Source organism: Paraburkholderia sp. J76 (assembly GCF_905220295.1).
Classification (GTDB): Bacteria; Pseudomonadota; Gammaproteobacteria; order Burkholderiales; family Burkholderiaceae; genus Paraburkholderia.
In genome coordinates this window covers 81,686-102,337 of the sequence record NZ_CAJMZJ010000001.1, presented here as the reverse complement: position 1 = coordinate 102,337, position 20,652 = coordinate 81,686, and the positions used below count along the sequence as shown (strand labels likewise).

Here is a 20,652-nt window from a genome sequence, read left to right as displayed (position 1 = left end):
AATGGATCGGCCAGTGATGGTTGAAGGGTGTCCGTAAAAACCGTGAATAAGGAGGTGTGAATGGTCACCCTGGATGCAATTCAATCGAAGATCGCAAAGCTGCAAAAGCAGGCCGAATCGATCGTGGAAAAACAAACGTCGCTCGGTCTCACGAAAATTCGCGAACTGATGGCAAGGCACGGCCTGAGCGTGGCCGACATCGAGCGCTTCATGGGCAAGAGGCGTGGCCGCAAGCCGGGCAGCGGCGTTAAAGCCGCGGGTGCCAGGCGCGCCGTTGCGGCCAAATACGCCGATCCGAAAACGGGCGCGACGTGGACCGGCCGCGGCCGTGCGCCGGCATGGATTCGCGACGTGAAAGACCGATCGAAATTCCTGATCGACGGCAGCGCGGCAAAGCCGGCCGCCAAAGTTGGCCGGAAGCCGCGCGCCAATGCGGCGGCGGTGAAAAAGACCGTCGCCAAGCGCGCCAAGGCCGCGCCCGCTAAAAAAGCCGCGCCTGCAAAGCGCGCGGGGCGTAAGCCGGCAGGCCGCAAAGCTGCCGCATCGCCGGCACAAGCCGCAGCGGCTGCTTAATAAAGCCGCACTGAAAATCGCATAAGCGAGCATCGCTTTGCGAACCGGTGGCCGCGACGGCGTTTAACGCTCGCGGCCACTTTTGCATGAGCGGCGCGAAACGACGCGCGCCTGGTTCCCGTCGTCGCCCTCGTTGCCCATTTTGTCACCGATGTCCGGCCTTTCTTTTTCTTCGGGCCTTCTCGCGCCCTATCTTCAGTCGCTCGACGGACTTCAATGGCTCGGCATTGCGGTTGCACTCGTGCTGGGCGGTATGGTGAAAGGCGTGACCGGCATTGGCGTGCCGCTCGTGGCCATGCCTATCGTCACGCATTTTTTGCCGGTCAAGGAAGCGGTGCTGCTGCTGTCGATGCCGATCATTCTCGGCAATATCCCGCAGGCGCTGGAAGGCGGCGAAATGCTGCCTACCTTGCGTAATATCGCGGCGCCGTTAATTGGCACCGTCATCGGCAATGTAATTGGCGTCTCGGTGCTGATCGCGCTCGAACCGCATCACGCGCAGGCGGCTTCGGGCGTGGCGTTGATCGTGGCGGCGGTGCTCCTGCTCGTTTCGCCGCGTTTCAAACTCGCGCCGGCGCTCGCAAAGCCAGTGGGTTTCGTGCTCGGCTTCGGGGCGGCGCTCATGGAAAGCATCGCCGCCGTGCCAGGGCCGTTGCTCGCCATGTATCTGATCGCGTCGGGCGCCACGGGCCGGGCCTTCACCAAGCAGATCGCGATCATTCTCGTCGTTTCGGTCGTCACGCTCATTACGACGTTCAGCCACGGCGCGCACGCCAATCTCGTCGATCTCGCGATTTCGGCGGCGGCCAGCGTGCCCGCCATCGCGGGCATGCTGCTCATTCGACCGTTGCGCGACAACCTGCATCCGCTCGCGTTTCGCGTGGTCGTGCTCGTCTGCGTGCTGGCCGCCGCCGTGCAGATGATCGTCAAATCACGCGTGCTGTTTTGACGATCGCGCCGTTCAATGGCTGATTGTTTCGAGCGAGAGCCCGCGCGTAATGGGCCCAAGCAGAATCATCACGATACCCACGAGCATCGAGGCGCCGATAAACGCCGCTACGCCTGGCACACCGTAATGATGGAGCAGGATGCCGATGGCGAGCCCCGCGAACGCGGCGGCAATGCGGCTCCACGAATACACGAAGCCCACGGCGCGCGCGCGGATGCGCGTAGGGTAAAGCTCGGCCTGATAGCCGTGATAGGCGTACGACATCACATTCGAGGCGAGCGTGAAAATCACGCCCAGCACGATCAGGATCCACGGCTGCGTGGCTTGCGCGAATAGCGTGATGACCACGGCCATGATGAGCAGGCCGCCGACGATCTGCGTCTTGCGCTCCAGCTTGTCCGCGAACCACACGCCAATCAGCGGCCCGAACGGATTGGCGATGGCGATCACAAAGGCATACGCGAGACTCTGCGTGATGTGAACGCCACGGGCGATCAGCAATGTCGGCACCCACGCGGCGAAGCCGTAAAAGCCGATCACTTGCGCCATGTTGAAAATCGACAGAATGACCGTGCGGCGCAAATAAGGCGCACGCAGCACTTCGCCGAGCGAGCCGCGCCCGGCTTTTTCGAGCGAAATCGGGCCGAGCGGCGGCAAAGGCGCGCCCGTTTCGGTGGCGACGCGTCGCTCGATGTCGGCCACGACGCGTTCCGCTTCCTCCTCGCGGCCATTGCGCGCGAGCCAGCGCGGGCTTTCGGGAATGTTTCGGCGCAGGAACCACACCACGACCGCGCCGACCGAACCGATCAGGATCACCACGCGCCAGTAGTCGAGACCAATGGGATGCGAGTCCTTGAGGATATAGGCGAGAAACGCGACCACAGGCACCACGCTGAACGTGATGAACTGGTTGACCGCATAGGCGCGCCCGCGCTCGCCGCCCGGAATCAGCTCGGAGATGTACGTGTCGATCGTCACCAGTTCGATGCCGATGCCGATACCGGCAATGAAGCGCCAGATATTGAGCGCCTGGCCGCTCGTCTGAAACGCCATGATGGCCGTGCAGGCGATGTACCAGATCAGCGACCACGTGAAAATAATGCGCCGCCCGAAGCGGTCGGCCACCTGACCGAACGCGAGCGCGCCGACCCACAGCCCGGCGAAAGTGGAGAACACGAACGTGCCGAAGCCGGCTACCTTGAGCGGCCCGAGCGCGGAAAAGAAGCCCAGCGATTCCGGCGTAAAAAGACCTGAATGCACCATGCCCGGGGCGACATAGCCCGTGAAGAACAGGTCATAAAATTCGAATACCCCGCCAAGCGACAGCAGAATCACCATTGTCCAGACTGTGCGCGACGGCGGCAGCCGGTCGAGGCGGGCGGCAATTTCCGCCGATTTTTCTATGGACATCCCGATTCCTCATTACATTTTGAAAGCGTGTGGAGAGCGAAATGAGCATGCGTCGATGGATTGCACGTGTTGCGCGCGATGCGTGCAAATGCCGATACAGGCCATAGCACGCACTTTATTGATGCCGCGACATTGAAACACCTGGTTAAAACCCAAATGCGTTGCGCTTTCTGGCAAATGCCGCTTATCGCAATGCCGCTCATGCGGGGCAGGTTCGGCAAGCGCCGCGGCTTCAATCGCGCCGGTATATATTGAGTTTCGGTTTTGAGCACGCTACATTGGGCGCGCTCAATTCAGCCTCGCGCGATTGATTCATTTCGTGTAATTTGTATGTAAGGATTGCTGATGATGCATCGCGTATCGCGCGACCACCGCGAAGAATATGGCTGGCTGGGTGGCCGCGCCGGCCAGACGCGGCTTGGCTGGTCCGCGTTGGGCCTCGCAGCCGTGTTCGGCGCGCTGGCTTTCGTTCCCGGTTTGCCGCTCGATGCGCGCCTGTGCGCCGCGATGTCGAGCGCGTGCCTTAATCTCTTCATCGTCGTCTTCGGCTCGCGGCTATTGGCGGCGCGCGCCCCGTCCGGCGAGCCGGTCCCGAAGATCTCGCTGCGCCTGTCGCGTCTCTTGCGCCTCGCTTTCCAGCGCCATGCCGAGACCGCGGACCTACGCGGCCTGCTGCAATCGCTCCCGTGGCAACGGTGGATCGCGCCGCTCGCCGCGCTCGTTTCGCTTGCGTTGGCCATTTATGCATGGGCGTCCCCGGCTTTTGCGCCAACGGCTTCGCAACGTGAATCCGCGCCTTTTCTTATAGCGGGCGCCGCTGCGCTCGTCATGTCGTTTGCTGTGCTCGTGGCCGAGCGCTTTCATGCGCAACGCGGTGCGCAATCGCGCGAATCCGCCGCGCTCGCGGGGCCGTTGCGTGTAGTGCTTGCCGCTGCGTTGAGCATGGCGGCCTCGGTCGCCGCGCAGGCTTACGCAGGCGAGGCGCTCACGTGGCTCGTGCGTATCGTCGCCGTGCTCTGCGTGGCCGTTGCCGTCGAACTCGGTCTGCGCGCGCTGTTCGCTGCGCTGGTAAAGCCCGACGAGGGCCGCTATCTGCATAGCGCCATCGCGGGCGTACTGAGCATCCGGGCACGTCCGCTTGCCGCATTCAATGCCCAGATGCGCATGCGCTACGGCATCGACCTGCGGCAGAACTGGGCGCTCCAAAGCTTCGTTCGACTCCTGCCGGGCGCGTTCGCCGCCATGGTCGCGGCGGGCTGGCTGCTGGGCGGCGTGACGATCCTCGGCCCCGATCAGCGCGCCGTATACGAGCGCTTTGGCGCGCCGGTCGCCGTGTGGCAACCCGGGCTGCATGCGGGCCTGCCGTGGCCCTTCGGACGCGTGCGCGTGATCGACAACGGCGCGGTCCATCAACTGATCGTCTCGGGCAGCGCGAACGACAGCAGCCGCGCCGCGCCGCCCGTTTCCGCCGACGGCGACCCGCCCGCGCAATTGAATCGCCTGTGGGACGTGGCGCATCCGTGGGAGACGACCCAGGTAATAGCGGGCACGAGCGGCGCTCAGCAGGCATTCCAGATCGTGAGCGCGGACGTGCGGCTCGACTATCGCGTCGGCCTCACGGATGCGGCGGCGCGGGCCTCGCTCTACCGTGCCGTGGATATGGACGCTACGGTGCGCTCGATCGCGAACCGCGAGGTCGTGCGTTACCTCGCGTCGCGCACGCTGCCGTCGCTGCTCGACACGCCGCAAACGGCCATGGCCGGCGCATTGCGCGGCGCCGTGCAGCGCGAGCTGGACCGGCTCGCGAGCGGCGTCGAAGTGGTGGCCGTGGTGATCGAGAGCGTGCATCCGCCGGCGGGCGCGGCCGCCGCGTATCACGGCGTGCAGGCCGCGCAAATTCGCGCGCAGGCGAGCGTGGTGCAGGCGCGCGGCTTCGCGGCGACAGCGCTCGGGCAAGCGCAGCAACAGGCGATCGAGACCGTGGCGCAGGGTAGTGCGAACGCGGCGGACACGCTCGCCGCCGCGCGCGTGCAGCAGATCGGCTTCGATGCGGACGTGATCGCGCAGCAGCTCGGCGGCCCGGCATTCGGCTTCGAGTATTACCTGCACAGCCTGCAAAAAGGGCTGAAAAACGCGAGCGTGACGGTGATCGACGACCGGCTCGCGAGCGGCAGCCGCGCGACGATCGACCTGCGCACGTTGAGCCCGGCCACGGCGGCGGGCGTGAAAAACGCGTGGTAGCCGCCGGTTACTCCCATAGATAAAGCAAGGTGATTCGAACGTGAGCTTTTTGCATACGCATGGCGATGCGCACTCCCATCATCATCATGACCACGGCGCGGGAGGATCGGCACCGCTGAATCCCCGGCGTTTTGCGTTACGCGCGGCGTTCGCGCTGTTCTGCGTGATCGTCGCGTTCATCGTGGCGAGCGTCGTGCAGGTGCGCGAGGGCGAAGCGACTGTTGTAACGCGTTTTGGGGACCCGGTGCGCGTGCTGCTGCGGCCCGGCCTTGCGTGGCGGCTGCCCGCGCCCATCGAGGCCGCGGTGCCCGTCGATCTGCGGCTGCATACGACGTCGAGCGGCTTGCAGGACGTCGGCACGCGCGACGGTTTGCGCATCATCGTGCAGGCCTACGTGGCCTGGCGCGTGCCCGGCAACGCGAACGACGTTGGCCGCTTCGTGCGCGCGGTGCGCAACGAACCCGACGAGGCCGCGCGCCAGATTCGCTCGCTGGTCGGCTCGGCGTTGCAGACCACGTCCGCGGGCTTCGACCTGGCTTCGCTCGTGAATACCGATCCCTCGCAAGTCCGTATCGGCGCATTCGAAGAGGCGCTGCGCCGCCAGGTCGATGCGCAGGTTTACGCGGCCTATGGCGTACACGTCGTGCAGGTCGGGCTCGAGCGCCTCACGCTGCCCGCCGTGACGCTGGCGGCGACTGTCGACCGTATGCGCGCCGAGCGCGAGACCGTGGCTGCGCAGCGCACCGCCGAAGGGCTGCGCGAGGCGGCGCAGATCCGCTCCGACGCCGATCGCGACGCCCGCGTGCTGATCGCCGACGCCAACGTGAAGGCCGCCGATATCGAGGCGCAGTCGCGCAAGGACGCGGCGGCCATTTACGGCAAGAGTTACGCCGCCGATCCGCAGCTCTATACGATGCTGCGCTCGCTCGATACGCTCGGCACGGTCGTCAACAGCAACACGAACCTGATCCTGCGCACCGACGCCGCGCCGTTCCGCGCGCTGGTGCAGGGGCCGCCCGGGCTCGGCGCGGCCACGGCGTCTTCGGGGTCGTTCGTTGCGCCCGCAACCAACGCCCACACGCGCGGGCGCAGGCCATGAGCACGAGCGACAACTTTCCCGCGCTTGGGCCCGGCGCACAGGCGGTGCGCCTGTCGTTCCGGTTCGTGACGGCGCTTGCGATACTCGCGGCGCTCGCATGGGCCACCTCGAACGTGCGCCGCATTCCGGCAGATAGCAGCGCCGTGGTGATGCGCTTTGGCGCCTACGTGCGCAGTCAGGGCGCGGGGCTGCTGGTCGCGTGGCCGCGTCCGTTCGAAACGGTGCTGCTCGTGCCGGGCAGCGAGCGTGTGCTCGAACGGCGCATCGCCATGCTCGCGCGAGATCCGGGCGCACCCGCGCAACTGAGCGACGCAAGCGACGCGCTCGCGGGCTCCGGCTACGTGCTCACGGGCGACAACGGCGTCGTGCAGGTGAGCGCGACGCTGTTCTACCGTGTGAGCGATCCTTACGCGTATGCGTTGCAGCTCGCGCATCTCGACGCCGCGCTCGAACGCATCGTGTCGGCCGCCGTCGCGCAAATTGCCGCGCAACGCGACCTCGATTCGATTCTCGTCGCGCGCCCGGAAATGGTGGCCGCCGATCAGCAAATGGCCGCGCGCCGCGAGCAATTGCGCGGCGATCTCGCGCGCGCGGTCCAGCGTCAGCTCGACGCACTGACTGCCGCGCATGCCGGGCTTGGCATTGAGGTTTCGCGCATGGATCTGCAAGCCTCGTTTCCGGCTTCGGCCGTGGATGCATTCAACGCGGTGCTGACTTCGCTGCAGAACGCCGAGCGCGACGTCGCGCAGGCGCGCACGCTCGCTGAAAAAACGCGCCAGCACGCGCAGCAAAGTGCCGACCGCATCGTGCAGGACGCACAAGCGAGCGCGGCGGAGCGGGTGGCGACGGCGCAGTCGGAAACCTCGACGATCGCGCAACTCGAAGCGGCGCTCGGCGCGAATCACGACCCGGGGCTGCTGGCGCGCGCTTATCGCGACCGCGTGCAGGCGGTGCTCGCGCACGCCGCGCGCGTGACGACGCTCGACCCCAACGACGCATCGAGCCTCGTGTTGCCGGGGCGCGCGCCATGACCACGCCATTCGAAACACCGGCGAGTCATCGCACACGCGGCGGCACGCCCGAAAGCGAAACCACGCACGCGCACGAACGAGAATCCGTCGCCACGCTCGTCATGTCCGATGCCGAGCGCCGCGCCATCACGCGCCACACGTTGCTGGCGCTCCTCGCGGGCGCGCTGTTGCTGCTTTCGCTCGCATGGCCGCATCTGTTCAACGGCAACGCCACGCTCGCGCAAGTGCTGGCGGCGGCGGCTTCGATCGTGGTTGCGCCGCCCGTGTTCGCGAGCGCCTGGCGCAGCCTCAAGACGCCGAGTCTGCATGGCGTGACCGACCGCCTCATCGCGCTCGCCATGCTGGGCGCGTGGGCCGTGGGCGACATGACGACGGCTGCGCTCTTGCCCATCGTGATGACCTTCGGCCACGCACTCGAAGAGCGCAGCGTACTCGGCTCGCAGGAGGCGATACGCGCGCTCGGCCGCCTCACCGCCGGCGACGTGCGGCGCGTGAACGCCGCGGGCGTCGTCGAAACGGTGCCCTACGACGCGTTGCGCCCCGGCGACGTGGTCGACGTGCTGCCCGGCTCGCGCGTACCCGCTGACGGTATCGTGCGGCACGGCCGCTCGGCCATCGACAACGGCCCGATCACGGGCGAATCTTTGCCGCAGGACGCTGGCGAGGGTGCGCGCGTATTCGGCGGCGCGATGAATCTGGACGGCGCGTTGCGCGTGGAGATCACGCACGTCGGCGAGGCTTCGACGTTGGGCAAGGTCGTCGAGTTGATGCAGCGCGCCGAGGCCGCGAAGCCGCCCATTACGCAGGCGCTGGAACGCTATATGGACGCGTATCTCGCGCTCGTGCTGCTGATCGCGGCGATCGTGTGGTTCGTGAGCGCGAACGCTTCGGCCATGCTGGCGGTGATCGTCGCCGCGTGCCCGTGCGCGCTCGTGCTGGCCGCGCCTTCCACGGCCATCGCGGGCATCGCGGCGGGCGCGCGGCGCGGGATATTGTTCAGGAATGCTGCGTTTATCGACGCGCTGGCCGAAATCGATACGCTCGTGATCGACAAGACGGGCACGCTCACGCACGGCGAGTTGCGTGTGACGACGATAGCGCTGCAACCGGACGCGGACGAAGCCGGCACGCTCGCGCTGGCCGTGCAACTCGCCCAGGCCAGCGCGCATCCGGTGTGTCGCGCGCTCTTGCGCTACGGCGCGCCGGGAACGCCGCAAGGCGCGCCGCTCCCACACGCGCGCGAACTGCGCGGGCTAGGCGTGCTCGCGACGATGCCCGAAGGCGAGGCCGTGCTCGGCCGCCATGACTTGCTCGAACAATATGTGAGCGAGCTGCCGCCCACGCCCGCGGAACTGGACGGCCCCTGTGTGGGCCTCGCGCTGAACGGCCGCCTGCTCGCGTGGTTCGGTTTCGCCGACACGGTGCGCCCGGAAGCCCGCGAAGCGTTGGACGGCCTGCGCGCGCTCGGCATCGGGCATGCGACGCTGCTTACGGGCGACCGCGAACGCGTGGCGCGCCGCGTGGCCGCCGAGGTAGGTATCGACAACGTCGTGGCGCATGCGCTGCCGCACGACAAGCTCGATTACGTGCTGGGCGAGATCGGCGCGGGGCATCGTCCGATGGTGGTCGGCGACGGCCTGAACGACGTGCTCGCCATCAAGGCAGGCGCGACGAGCGTGGCGATGGGCGAGCGCGGCATCGATATCGCCGTGGCTGCCGCCGATATCGTGCTGCTCGCCGACGACCTGCGCCGCGTGCCCGACAGCGTGCGACTCGGGCGGCGCTGCCGGCGAATCGCAACGGCGAATGCGGCGATCGGGCTCGCGTGGACGGTGGCCGTCATCACGCTGGCGGCGCTGGGCGTGCTGAGCGCCGTGGCGAGCGCGGTGCTGCATAACGTGGGCACGTTCGTGGTGATCGCGAACGCGGGGCGTTTGTTGCGCGACGAGTGACGAACGACGAACGACGTCAGTGCGGCACCGCCGTCAACGCGCGCAACTGCTCCAGCAGCTTCACCGCGGGGCTCGGCAGAATGCCGTGCCGCCGCCGGAACGCCGTGAGCGTGCGCCGGCCCTCGACACCAGGCATGTCGAGCGTATCGAATACGCCCGCCTTGCTTTCCGTGAGATACATCGTCGACGCCATCCAGCTCAGGAATCCCGAACGCGCCACGAGACTCTTGAGCGCCGTGATCGAGCGCGTTTGCACCACCACGTTCGGCAGGCCGAGCCCTTGCGCCGCGAACGCCTGCTCCATATGCGCGAACGGCGCCGTGCCGCGCGGCGGAATCGCCCATTGTTCGTTCAAGGTGTCAGCGAGCGTGAGGTCGGGCTTCGCGCGCAAAGGATGATCGTGCGCCGCCACCACATAGCTGCAATCCTCCCAGCGACAATCGCCGATGGCCGCGATTTCGTCGGTATCGGGCACGGCCATGCTGAGCGCGAGATCGATCTCGCGCTTGACGAGCGCATCGGCGAGCCGGTCCCACACGCCTTCGAGTATCTCGACTCGCAGCCCCGGCCAACGCCGCAGCACGCCGCTCACGGCAAGCGGCAGCACGAGGCTCGCAATGCTGCCGACCGCCCCCACGCGGATCGTGCCGCGCGCGAGGCCGCGCATGGCGGCGATTTCCTCGCGCGCCTGCTCGGCTTCGCGCTGAAGCAGGATGGCGTGCGGCAGGAGCGCCTCGCCCACGGCGGTGAGATGCATGCCGCGCGAATGGCGCTCGAAGAGCGGCGCGCCCACCTGTTCTTCGAGGCGGCGGATCGCGCGCGAAAGCGCGGGTTGGGTCACGTGCAGCGTTTCCGCCGCGCGCCCCAGACTGCCGGCGGAGACGATGGTCGCGAACGCGTGGAGTTGCTGGAGGTTGTAAGTCATGCCAAAAGGTAATGCCTTTTAGCTGAATCCGCAATTTCCGGTTACCCGTAGCATGGCGATAATGATCCTCCATTGAACGACGCGCTTTTCGACAGGAGGCCTTGGATGACCGGCAGCGCGCCTCAGCAGCAACATCAGCACAATCGCGCCCAGAGCTGCAACGTCAGGACCGTGCGCGACGCGGTCATCGACTTCGCGCGCCGCGTGGGCATGACTTCGATCTTCGCGAACCCCGGTTCGACCGAGTTGCCGATGTTCCGCGACTTCCCCGCCGACTTCCGCTACGTGCTCGGCCTGCAGGAAGCGGTGGTGGTCGGCATGGCCGACGGCTACGCGCAGGCCACCGGCAACGCGGCGCTCGTGAACCTGCACTCGGCGGCGGGCGTGGGCAACGCCATGGGCAACATCTTCACGGCGTTTCGCAACCGCACGCCGCTCGTCGTCACGGCGGGCCAGCAGGCGCGCTCGATCCTGCCGTTCGAACCCTTTCTCGCGGCCACCCAGGCCACGGAGCTGCCGAAGCCCTATGTGAAGTGGAGCATCGAGCCGGCGCGCGCGCAGGACGTGCCGCTCGCCATTGCGCGCGCGTATGCGATCGCGATGCAGGAGCCGCGCGGCCCGGTGTTCGTGTCGATTCCCGTGGACGACTGGGACCAGCCGGCCGAACGCGTGCCCGAACGCGCGCTTGCCCACACCACGCGCCCTGAGCCTGCGATGCTCGCCCATATCGGCGCGGCGCTCGATGCGTGCGCGCGCCCCGCTTTCGTGGTGGGCGGCGCCGTGGATCGCGCGGGCGCGGCCGACGATGTCGTGCGGCTCGCGGAGCTTCATCGCGCGCGCGTGTTCGTCGCGCCGATGACGGGGCGTTGCAGCTTTCCGGAAAAGCATCCGTTGTTCGCGGGCTTTTTGCCGGCCATGCGCGAGCGCATTGTCGAACTGCTGGGCGCACACGATCTCGTGTTCGCGATCGGCGCGCCGGCTTTCACTTATCACGTGGAGGGTCACGGGCCGCATGTGCCGCGGGGCGCCGCGCTGTGCCAGTTGATCGACGACCCCGGCACCGCCGCGTGGACGCCCGAAGGCATGGCCGCCGTGGGCAACGTGCGGCTGGGCGTGCTCGATCTGCTGGAGCGCCCGGTTTGCGCGGCGGCGCGCGAACGTGCGATGCCCGCGCCGCGCGCCGTGCCGCCGCGTGCAACGCCGCCCACCGCGCCGGGCGAACGCATGTCGGTTGCCTACGCGCTGCAAACGCTCGCCGAAGTGCGCGACGCAGGCACGACGGTCGTGGAGGAAGCGCCCAGCTCGCGCCCGGTAATGCAGACGTATCTGCCGTTCGAGCGTCCCGGCACGTTCCTCACAATGGACAGCGGCGGCCTCGGCTACGGCATGCCCGCCGCCGTGGGCGTGGCGCTCGCAAAGCCAGGCGAGCGCGTGATCGCGCTGATCGGCGACGGCTCCAGCATGTACTCGATCCAGGCGATCTGGAGCGCCGTGCAGCTCGAACTGCCGATTACCTTCGTTATCCTTAACAATACGCGCTACGCCGCGCTGCAGGACTTCGCGCCGGTGTTCGGCTTCGCGCCGAACGATCCCGTCCAGGGCACCGACCTGCCGGGCCTCGATTTCGTCACGCTGGCCGCGGGCATGGGTTGCCCCGGCGTGCGCGTGAGCGAGGCAGGGCGGTTGCGCGATACCCTTGCGACTGCGTTGGCCCGGCAGGGACCGATGCTGGTCGAGACGCTCGTCGCCTGAACGGTGCGCGCGCAACCCATTCCATTTCACGAAATGCGAGGAGAGAGAAGATGCAAACCGTAACGATGCTGATCGATGGCGAAGCGGTGCAGGCGCGCAACGGCGCGACGTTCGAACGCCGCAATCCGCTCGACGGCACAGTGGCGAGCCGCGCGCCCGCAGCCACGGCGGAAGATGCCGTGGCCGCCGTCGATGCCGCCGCGGCCGCATTTCCGGTGTGGTCGGCGATGGGCCCGAGCGAGCGCCGCGCGCTGCTGACGAAGGCCGCGCACGCGCTCGAAGCGAAAGCCGATGCGTTCGCCGCGGCGATGGCCGCGGAAACGGGCGCGTCGGGCATCTGGGCGGGCTTCAACGTGCATCTCGCGGCGGCGGGTCTAATGGAGGCGGCCGCGCTCACCACGCAGATCGGCGGCGAGCTGATTCCCTCCGACGTTCCCGGCAGCCTCGCCATGGGCGTGCGCCAGCCGGCAGGCGTCGTGCTCGGCCTCGCGCCGTGGAATGCGCCCGTGATCCTCGCGGTGCGCGCCATCGCGCTGCCGCTCGCGTGCGGCAATACCGTCGTGCTCAAGGGCTCGGAAATCTGCCCGGCCACGCACGGTCTCATCGTCTCGGCGATGCAGGAAGCGGGGCTGCCGCGCGGCGCCGTCAACTTCGTGACGAACGCGCCCGCCGACGCCGCGCGCGTGGTCGAAGCCATGATCGCGCATCCGAAAGTGCGCCGCGTGAACTTCACGGGCTCCACGCGCGTGGGCCGCATCATCGCCGAAACCTGCGCGCGCCATTTGAAGCCTTCGGTGCTCGAACTGGGCGGCAAGGCGCCGCTCGTGGTGCTCGACGACGCCGATATCGAAGCGGCGGCGCACGCGGCCGCGTTCGGCGCGTTCGCCAATTCCGGGCAAATCTGCATGTCGACGGAGCGCATCATCGTCGACGAAAGCATTGCCGACGCCTTCGTCGCGCGCCTCGGCGAGCGCGCCCGCGCACTGCCGCTCGGCGATCCGCGCAAGGGTCCGGTGGTGCTCGGCTCGGTCGTGGACATGAGCACGGTCGAGCGCTGCAACGCGCTGATCGACGACGCGCTCGCCAAAGGCGCGACGCTCGTCTGCGGCGGCAAGGCCGACAGCACGCTCATGCCCGCCACGCTGCTCGACCATGTCACGCCCGAGATGCGTCTCTATCGCGAGGAGTCGTTCGGTCCCGTGAAGGGCATCGTGCGCGTGCGCGGCGAAGAAGCCGCGATTGCCTGCGCGAACGACAACGCTTACGGGCTTTCGTCCGCGGTGTTCAGCCGCGATACGGCGCGTGCGTGGGGCGTCGCGCAGCGCATCGAGTCGGGCATCTGCCACATCAACGGTCCGACCGTGCACGACGAAGCGCAAATGCCGTTCGGCGGCGTGAAGGAGAGCGGCTTCGGGCGCTTCGGCGGCAAGGCGGGCATTGCCGAGTTCACCGAACTGCGCTGGATCACGATGCAGACCGCGCCGCGCCACTATCCGTTCTGAGGGCGCGCCATGCATATCGCAATACTCGGCGCGGGCGCGATGGGCTCGCTGTTCGGCGGGTTGCTCGCCGTTGCGGGCCATCGCGTGACGCTGCTCGACGTCGACGACGCGCACCTGCACGCGATCAACGAAGCCGGTTTGCGGCTCACTACCGATGCGGGCGAGCGCGTCGTCACGAATCTCGAAGCGTTGCGGCCAGAGGCGGCGACTGCGCCCGCCGATCTGCTGATTGTCTTCACCAAGACGCTGCACACGCAGGCGGCGCTCGGCGCGGCGCGCGCCGCGCTGGGTCCGCAAACCGCGCTGCTCTCGCTGCAGAACGGCTTGGGCAACGCCGAACGTCTCGCGCGATTCGCGGACCCGGCGCGCGTGATGATCGGCGTGACGACGTGGCCCGCCGACAAGAACGGTCCCGGCCGCGTGAGTTCCCATGGCGCGGGTGTGATCCGCCTGATGAGCGCGGACGGCGCGAATTCGCCGATGCTTTCCCGCACGGTCGAAGCGCTCAACGAGGCCGGACTCGCCTGCACCGCCGACGCCGACGTTTGGGCCGCGATCTGGGAGAAGGTCGCCTTCAATGCGGCGCTCAACAGTCTGTGCGCGGTGACGGGCTGCACGGTTGGCGAACTCACGAATGTTTCGGACGGCGAAGTGCTCGCGCTGAAGATCGTCGCGGAAGTCGCCGCGGTGGCGCACGCGCACGGCGTGGCCGTGAACGAAGCGCATGTGGCCGGTAACGTGCGGCATGCGCTCGCGCATCACCGCGAGCATCGGCCTTCGATGCTTCAGGACGTGCTCGCCGGACGCAAGACCGAGATCGAGGCGATCAACGGCGCGGTGGTCGAGGCCGCGCGCATGCGTGCTATCGCTGTGCCGAATACGGCGGCGCTGCTGCATCTCGTGCGTCTCGTCGATGCGAAGGAATCCCTATGAATTAGACGATCGATGCCGAACCCATGACAAACGAATGACTGCGCATTCGAAGCGCAGCAAAGGAGACAAATCATGACTTATGCCACGCCCGCCCCTGCTTCGGGAGCGACGCCGTGCGAGGACATCGCCATCGCCGGCGGCACGGTCGATATCGGCCGCACGCTCGACGAGGGCGCATATTCCACGTTGCAGAAAATCGCCGTGGTTCTGGCGGCCTTGTCGATCGTCGTCGATGGTTTCGACAGCCAGTTGATCGGATTCGCAATTCCCGTGCTGATCAAGGAGTGGGGCGTCACGCGCAACGCGTTCGCCCCCGTCGTGGCGGCGGGGCTGATCGGCATGGGCTTCGGCAGCGCCTTCGCCGGGCTGTTCGCGGATCGCTTCGGGCGCCGCTGGGCCGTGGTCGGCAGCGTGCTCGTATTCGGCGCGGCGACCAGCGCGATCGGCCTCGCGCCGAACGTGGCGGCCATCGCCGCGCTGCGCTTCGTTGCCGGCTTTGGCATTGGCGGCGCGCTGCCGAGTTCGACGACGATAACCGCCGAATTCACGCCCGCGCGCTTTCGCACGTTCGCGGTGACGGCAACCATCGTGTGCGTACCGCTCGGCGGCATGCTCGCGGGTATTTTCGCGGCGCAAGTGTTGCCGGTGTACGGCTGGCGCGGGCTATTTTTCGCGGGCGGCGTGCTGCCCCTCGTGCTCGCGCTCGTGCTGCTCGTCGCGCTGCCCGAGTCGCCGCGCTTTCTCGCGCGCCGTCCCAAGCGCTGGCCCGAACTCGTGCGCCTGCTTGGCCGCATGGCGCGCGAGGTCGCGCCCGACGCAGCGTTCACCGACCTGCGCGAGCAAAGCGCCGAAAAGCACGTGGGCTTCACGGCGCTCTTTCGCGACGGCCGCGCACGCGACAGCGTGGCGATCTGGTGCGCGTTCTTCATGTGCCTGCTCGCCGTGTACAGCGCATTTAGCTGGCTGCCCGCCATGCTGACGAGCGAAGGTCTGAGCGTATCGCTCGCCGGTTACGGGCTGAGCGCCTACAACCTTGGCGGCGTGATCGGCGCCTTGCTGTGCGCGCTCGCCATTACGCGCTTCGGCTCGCGCGGGCCGCTCCTGCTGTGCTGCGCGGGCGGCGCGGCGAGCGCATGGGTGATGCTCGGCGTTGGCGCGACCCAGCATACGGGCTTGCTCATCGCGGGCCTCGGCGTGCACGGTCTCTTCGTCAACGCGGTGCAATCGACGATGTACGCGCTGTGCGCCTACGTATACCCGACAGGCGTGCGCGCGACGGGCACGGCCTCGGCGCTGGCGTTCGGCCGCGTGGGCGCGATCCTGAGCGCTTTTGCCGGAGCCGCGGTGATTACCGCCGGCGGCGCGGCGGCCTATCTGACGATGCTCGGCGCCGCCATGGCGCTGGTGCTGATCGCACTGGCCTTGGTTGGCCATCATATCCCGAGGCGCGCGGGACAACGACGGGATTGACGATACCGATCAGCCTCAATGCGACGCCACGAACGCCGCATCGGCAAAAGGCGCCGGAATGGCAAAGCTTGCGCGCATGCGCTTCGCTTCTGCTGCCGGCGTCGAGCCAAACAGCCGCTTGAACTCCCTGCTGAATTGCGACGGGCTCGTGTAACCTACCGCGAGGCTCGCCGCCTCCGCGCTCAGGTCCTGGCGGACCATCAACAGGCGAGCCTGATGCAAGCGCGTGGATTTCACGTATTGCATGGGCGAGACTTGAGTGATCGCCTTGAAATGGCTGTGAAAACTCGGCACGCTCATTCCCGCTGCTTCGGCCAGTTGCATCACGTCCAGCGGCCGCGTGTAGCCGGCATGGATGAGGCGCAGCGATTTGCCTATGCGGCCGAACTGGCCTTTCATTGCTAATGCCTCGCGCATCGAACTTCCCTGCGCGCCGGTGAGCACGCGGAAATACAATTCGCGCAACAGGCCCGGGCCCAATACGGCGGCTTCGAGCGGCCTGTGCAGCGCTTCGAGCAAACGCAACACGGACATCTGCATGACGTCATCCATCGGGGTCGACATCATGCTCTGCGGCGCTTGCACGTGTTCCCTTTCGCTTATGTGATCGATCTGCATCGCCAGTTCGGCGGCGAGCGCGAAATCGAGGTGCAGATACAGCGCAAGCAGCGGGCGCTCCGTAGTTGCTTCGGTTTCCATACTAAATGGCACCGGCACGGAAACGGCGAGGTAATGTTGCTCGTCGTAGAGATACAACTGGTTGCCGAAATAGCCGCGCTTGCGGCCCTGACACACGATCACGATGCCAGGGTCGTAGAGCACCGGCGTGCGTGAAAGCGGCCGGTTCGAGCGCAGAATGCGCACGCCCGGCAACGCTGTGAGGTTGTAGCCTTCGTCGGGCGCCAGCGCGTGAAGCAACGCGATCACGCGTTTCTGGCTGTGCGACGAAAGCCTGGACAGGTTGGCGGAGTCTCGCTTCGGGCTCATAGTTTCAGGCAAGAAAATTACTGAAATCGGGCTTTTTTAGCCTATGTTTCAATACTAGTATGCACTCTCCAGACATCATTCGGGAGAACCTTTCATGGCATCCACCAGGATTCTGCTCATTACGGGCGTCAGCAGCGGCTTCGGACGCGCGCTGGCGCAAGAAGCGCTAGCAGCGGGTCACACAGTCGTCGGGACTGTGCGCAGCGAGCAGGCGAGGCGCAATTTCGAGGCGCTGTCCGCGTCTCGCGCACTGGCGCGCGAGCTCGACGTGACGGATTTCGACGCTATTGCCGGCGTAGTGGCGGAAATCGAAGCGAGCGTCGGGCCCGTGGACGTGCTGGTCAACAACGCCGGATACGGGCACGAAGGCGTCATGGAAGAGTCGTCGTTGCCGGAAATGCGCAGACAGTTCGACGTGAATGTGTTTGGCGCGGTCGCGATGATGAAAGCGGTTCTGCCGTTCATGCGCGAGCGCGGGCGAGGCCACATTCTGAATATCACGTCGATGGGCGGCCATATCACCATGCCGGGCGTTAGCTACTATTGCGGAAGCAAATTCGCGCTGGAGGGCATTTCCGAAGCTCTGGGCAAAGAAGTCGAGCCGCTCGGCATTGGGGTGACGGCGGTCGCGCCTGGCTCGTTTCGCACCGACTGGGCCGGACGCTCGATGACGCGAACGCCACGTTCGATCGCGGCTTACGACGCGATCTTCGACCCCATTCGCCAGGCGCGCGAAGAGAAGAGCGGCAAGCAACCGGGCGATCCGCAAAAGGCGGCGCGCGCGATGCTCGCTGTCATCGAAGCGGATCACCCACCCAGGCATCTCCTGCTCGGCAGCGATGCACTTGGGCTCGTGAGGGCGAAACTGGCGGCACTTGAGAATGAAATCAACGCCTGGGAGACCGTAACGATTTCGACGGACGGTTGACGCGGACCTCGCCCAAAAGCGGCGAAGCCCGCACGAGCGATCAAAGACCGCTAACCGTCTTGACCGTCACCCACTGGCCGTTCTTCACCTGATACACCGTCGACGACCCGTTCTTGAGCGAGCCGTTCGCGTTGAACTCGATATGGCCGGTAATGCCGTCGAAGCTGATGCTTTGCAGCTTCGCGCGATAGTCGTCGGGCTTCGTCGAATTGGCGGCCTGCATCGCCTTGATGGCGGCCCACGCCGCGTCGTAGCCGAACGGCGCGTAGGAGAGCACGTCCACACCGTACTTCTGCTTGAAGCGGTCGGCGAACTTCGAACCGACCGGCGTGCTGTCGAGCGGACGCCCGTATTCCCACGCCATCGCGCCTTCGGACACGTCGCCCGCGAGCTTGATGAAGTCCACGTCCTTCACGCCGCCGCCGCCTACGTACTGCGCCTTGATGCCGAGCTGGGCCATCTGCTTCATGATGCCGGCCGCCTGCGGATTGAGCGCGCCCACGAAAATCAGGTCGGGGTTCTTGCTCTTGATGTTGGTGAGCTGCGTCTTGAAGTCCGTCGCCTGATTCGTCGTGTACTCGCGGTCGATGATGTCGCCGCCATGCGCTTTCACGGCCTTCACGAACTCGTCGGCCTCGCCCTGGCCGAAGGCCGTGCGGTCGTCGATCACGGCGATGCGTTTGGCCTTCGTCGTCGTGACCGCATAGGCGCCCGCCGTGCCCGCGTTTTGCGCGTCGCTCGAGATCACCATGAAGATATTCTTGTAGCCGCGGCCGCTGATGACCGGGTTCGTGGCGGCCGGATCGATGTCGGGCAGGCCGGCCTTTTCGTACAGTTCGGAAGCGGGAATGGTCGTGCCCGAGTTGAAGTGGCCGACGACGACCGAAACGCCTTCGTCCACGAGCTTTTGCGCGACTTGCACGCCCACGCGCGGGTCGGCCTGATCGTCTTCGGCGACGAGTTCGAACGAGACGGGCTGGCCGTTGATCTTGACGCCTTGCGCCTTGGCGTCGTCGAGTGCCATTTTGACGCCGTTTTCCAGGTCTTTGCCGTAATTGGCGTTCGGGCCGGTGAGCGGCGCCGCAAAGCCGATTTTGACGACGGTGTCCGCGTGCGAGGCCAGCGGTGCAACAGTGAGAAGTGCTCCAACGGCCACTGCGATAGGGGTAAGAGTCTTCGCAAAACGCATGTTGTTTCCTTTGTCGGCAAGCATGGGTTCACTGCTGTGGCGTGCATACCGGCGGGACTCGCCTGCTATTCCCGCTTTTGTGCGGTCGCAACGGCGGCCGGTTCACGACTCTTTTGTTCGCGTCGACTGCGTGTTGGGCTCCTCCAGCCAGGCGGTTATGGATCGACCGCTCCGCATGGAAAGCGCCGGAGCGAAACGCTGAAAGCGACTATAGGAAGCCAATATTAGGAAGCCAATATCGCTTCGTCTTGACCATTCGCGACGGTTTCCATGCGCATTTCTGCACAGCGGATAAATCGAGACAATCGGGACAAATACGCCTGCCGGTGCGAACGCGGGTGTAATAGAAATGTAATCGTTCTGCGCGCGTCGGCTTCGCTAAGGTTTCCCCATCGCGCTTTCAAATTCCATTCGATACCGCCGCGCGAGCGCAGACGCGGTTTCGCGCAGGCGCGCGCGATCGGCCATCAGTGTGTGGGCAACCGAATCGGCCAGATTCTCCACATGCACGACACCGGCGAGACCGGCTGCTTCCCATGTCTGCACATAAGCCGCGTGTTTGCTTTCCCCACAGGCATGATCAGGACGACTGATGTTGATGCGGGGCAGCGCATAAGCCATCGCCACGATGCGGCCGTGCAGGCTGCTGCCGCAATAAACACGGCTTGCTGCGATCAGCGCGCAGATGTCCCACACATTCAGCGAGGCGAAGACGCGAACGCGGGCCGCGTGCAGTCGCGCCGCGAGCCTTTCGTACACCCCCAGGTCGTCGTGCCAGGGAGCGGCGCCCGCGCGAAACAACGCGATGCCCAGTTCATGCACCCGCGCCACGCGTTCGAGCTGGACGGCCAGCGTATCGAGCGTCGTATCGTCGCCGAAGTCGGCGCTGAACTGCACCGCTGCGTAGCCGCGCGGGAACGCATGAAAAACTTCGCGCAGCGCGAAGTTTGCGGCGTGCCGGCGTATCGTCGCACCGAACAATACCGCGGTCATCGCGGCGGGGTCCGGTATCAGGCGCGCTTCGATGCCCCGTTGCGCGAGCAGCGCCTGAGTCTGACGTTCGCGCACGCTTATCGTGTCCGCGGATTGCAGCGCGGCGAGCACGTCGGCGCCCAACTGCGCAGCGCGCGCGTCGAGATCGACGCCGCCTACCGCGTTGAACGCGAGATGCTTCACGCGCACGCCGGGCAACGCGGCCTTCGAAAGCACGTACGGCGCGAGCGAAGCCACGCCCACATGCTGTTGCGCCCACGCGCGAGCGCCGCGCAGCCATTCGGCCTCCGCGGCAATGAGCGCCCGCACGCATTGCGGCGGCGCGAGCATCACGGCGGCTTCCCACGCATTGCAGGTCAGCAGTTCGCCGCCCGCGTGGATCACGTTCACGGCGCGGCCGCGCGCGAACGCGGCGATGCGCGGGAGCGCGACGGTCTCCGGTCCGCTGTCGCCGTGCGGTGCGCGCGCGGCGAGCCCCGCGAACAGCCGATCGCGGCCAGGCAGCATGCGCGCCACCACCTGCGCGATCAGCAGATCGCCGAAATTGTGGCGGTCGAACGCGCCAAAAATCACGGTGGGCGTGGGAGACATGCGGGCCTCGCGACGTGGTTTCCTCTATACGGCAATGCAGTATAAAGCGCGAGCAAAGTTGCTGGCCCCATACTGGCATAAGGAAGCCTTAAGCATTGCTCGGAGAAACTGTCGGCGTTGCCGACGT

16 protein-coding genes are annotated in these 20,652 nt (G+C 66.5%); 11 read left to right on the top strand and 5 right to left on the bottom strand.

What is annotated here, in order from left to right:
* Window positions 1-189 precede the first annotated feature (189 nt).
* Complete coding sequence (locus tag U5768_RS00530; RefSeq protein WP_415913823.1) at window positions 190-573, top strand: H-NS family nucleoid-associated regulatory protein; 384 nt, start codon at window positions 190-192, stop codon at window positions 571-573.
* 151 nt (window positions 574-724) lie between these two features.
* Entirely contained in the window at window positions 725-1,522 is a 798-nt protein-coding gene (locus U5768_RS00525) for a sulfite exporter TauE/SafE family protein (RefSeq protein WP_322028428.1), read from the top strand.
* Between the two features lie 12 nt (window positions 1,523-1,534).
* On the opposite strand, the gene U5768_RS00520 is transcribed toward U5768_RS00525, so the two are convergent.
* The gene (locus tag U5768_RS00520) at window positions 1,535-2,860 is read right to left on the bottom strand and encodes an MFS transporter (RefSeq protein WP_322028979.1); all 1,326 of its coding nucleotides are present in this window, start codon (window positions 2,858-2,860) and stop codon (window positions 1,535-1,537) included.
* Between the two features lie 417 nt (window positions 2,861-3,277).
* On the opposite strand from U5768_RS00520, the gene U5768_RS00515 reads away from it, so the two are divergent.
* The 4 genes from U5768_RS00515 to U5768_RS00500 are packed head-to-tail and all read left to right on the top strand — an operon-like array spanning window position 3,278 to window position 9,255.
* Window positions 3,278-5,173, top strand: coding sequence for a protease modulator HflK (locus U5768_RS00515; protein ID WP_322028427.1), 1,896 nt, complete (start codon window positions 3,278-3,280; stop codon window positions 5,171-5,173).
* 40 nt (window positions 5,174-5,213) lie between these two features.
* Window positions 5,214-6,272 (top strand): protease modulator HflC, encoded by a 1,059-nt coding sequence (locus U5768_RS00510; RefSeq protein WP_322028426.1) that lies wholly within the window; start codon window positions 5,214-5,216, stop codon window positions 6,270-6,272.
* Window positions 6,269-7,303 (top strand): protease modulator HflK, encoded by a 1,035-nt coding sequence (locus U5768_RS00505; protein ID WP_322028425.1) that lies wholly within the window; start codon window positions 6,269-6,271, stop codon window positions 7,301-7,303. The genes U5768_RS00510 and U5768_RS00505 overlap by 4 nt, the downstream gene beginning before the upstream one ends.
* Window positions 7,300-9,255 (top strand): cation-translocating P-type ATPase, encoded by a 1,956-nt coding sequence (locus U5768_RS00500; RefSeq protein ID WP_322028424.1) that lies wholly within the window; start codon window positions 7,300-7,302, stop codon window positions 9,253-9,255. Before U5768_RS00505 ends, U5768_RS00500 begins: the two co-directional genes overlap by 4 nt.
* Window positions 9,256-9,271: 16 nt before the next feature.
* Here the strand turns inward: U5768_RS00500 and U5768_RS00495 are convergent, their stop codons facing one another.
* On the bottom strand, window positions 9,272-10,180 hold the full coding sequence (locus tag U5768_RS00495; protein WP_322028423.1) for a LysR family transcriptional regulator: 909 nt from the start codon (window positions 10,178-10,180) through the stop codon (window positions 9,272-9,274).
* 105 nt (window positions 10,181-10,285) lie between these two features.
* Between U5768_RS00495 and mdlC the strand changes: the two genes are divergently transcribed.
* The 4 genes from mdlC to U5768_RS00475 all read left to right on the top strand — a co-directional run bounded on the left by mdlC (window position 10,286) and on the right by U5768_RS00475 (window position 15,837).
* The gene (gene mdlC / locus U5768_RS00490; protein ID WP_322028422.1) at window positions 10,286-11,932 is read left to right on the top strand and encodes a benzoylformate decarboxylase; all 1,647 of its coding nucleotides are present in this window, start codon (window positions 10,286-10,288) and stop codon (window positions 11,930-11,932) included.
* Between the two features lie 50 nt (window positions 11,933-11,982).
* On the top strand, window positions 11,983-13,434 hold the full coding sequence (locus tag U5768_RS00485) for an aldehyde dehydrogenase (protein WP_322028421.1): 1,452 nt from the start codon (window positions 11,983-11,985) through the stop codon (window positions 13,432-13,434).
* 9 nt (window positions 13,435-13,443) lie between these two features.
* Window positions 13,444-14,367 (top strand): 2-dehydropantoate 2-reductase, encoded by a 924-nt coding sequence (locus tag U5768_RS00480; protein WP_322028420.1) that lies wholly within the window; start codon window positions 13,444-13,446, stop codon window positions 14,365-14,367.
* 72 nt (window positions 14,368-14,439) lie between these two features.
* The gene (locus U5768_RS00475; RefSeq protein WP_322028419.1) at window positions 14,440-15,837 is read left to right on the top strand and encodes an MFS transporter; all 1,398 of its coding nucleotides are present in this window, start codon (window positions 14,440-14,442) and stop codon (window positions 15,835-15,837) included.
* A gap of 15 nt (window positions 15,838-15,852) precedes the next feature.
* Here the strand turns inward: U5768_RS00475 and U5768_RS00470 are convergent, their stop codons facing one another.
* Entirely contained in the window at window positions 15,853-16,824 is a 972-nt protein-coding gene (locus tag U5768_RS00470) for an AraC family transcriptional regulator (protein WP_322028418.1), read from the bottom strand.
* Between the two features lie 94 nt (window positions 16,825-16,918).
* On the opposite strand from U5768_RS00470, the gene U5768_RS00465 reads away from it, so the two are divergent.
* Window positions 16,919-17,752: an oxidoreductase gene (locus U5768_RS00465; RefSeq protein WP_322028417.1), complete on the top strand. Its 834-nt coding sequence runs from the start codon at window positions 16,919-16,921 to the stop codon at window positions 17,750-17,752.
* A 40-nt stretch (window positions 17,753-17,792) separates the two neighbouring features.
* Here the strand turns inward: U5768_RS00465 and U5768_RS00460 are convergent, their stop codons facing one another.
* Complete coding sequence (locus U5768_RS00460; protein WP_322028416.1) at window positions 17,793-18,941, bottom strand: branched-chain amino acid ABC transporter substrate-binding protein; 1,149 nt, start codon at window positions 18,939-18,941, stop codon at window positions 17,793-17,795.
* Between the two features lie 378 nt (window positions 18,942-19,319).
* A complete protein-coding gene (locus tag U5768_RS00455) occupies window positions 19,320-20,525 on the bottom strand; it encodes a polysaccharide pyruvyl transferase family protein (protein ID WP_322028415.1) in 1,206 nt (401 codons plus the stop codon).
* Window positions 20,526-20,652: the final 127 nt, after the last annotated feature.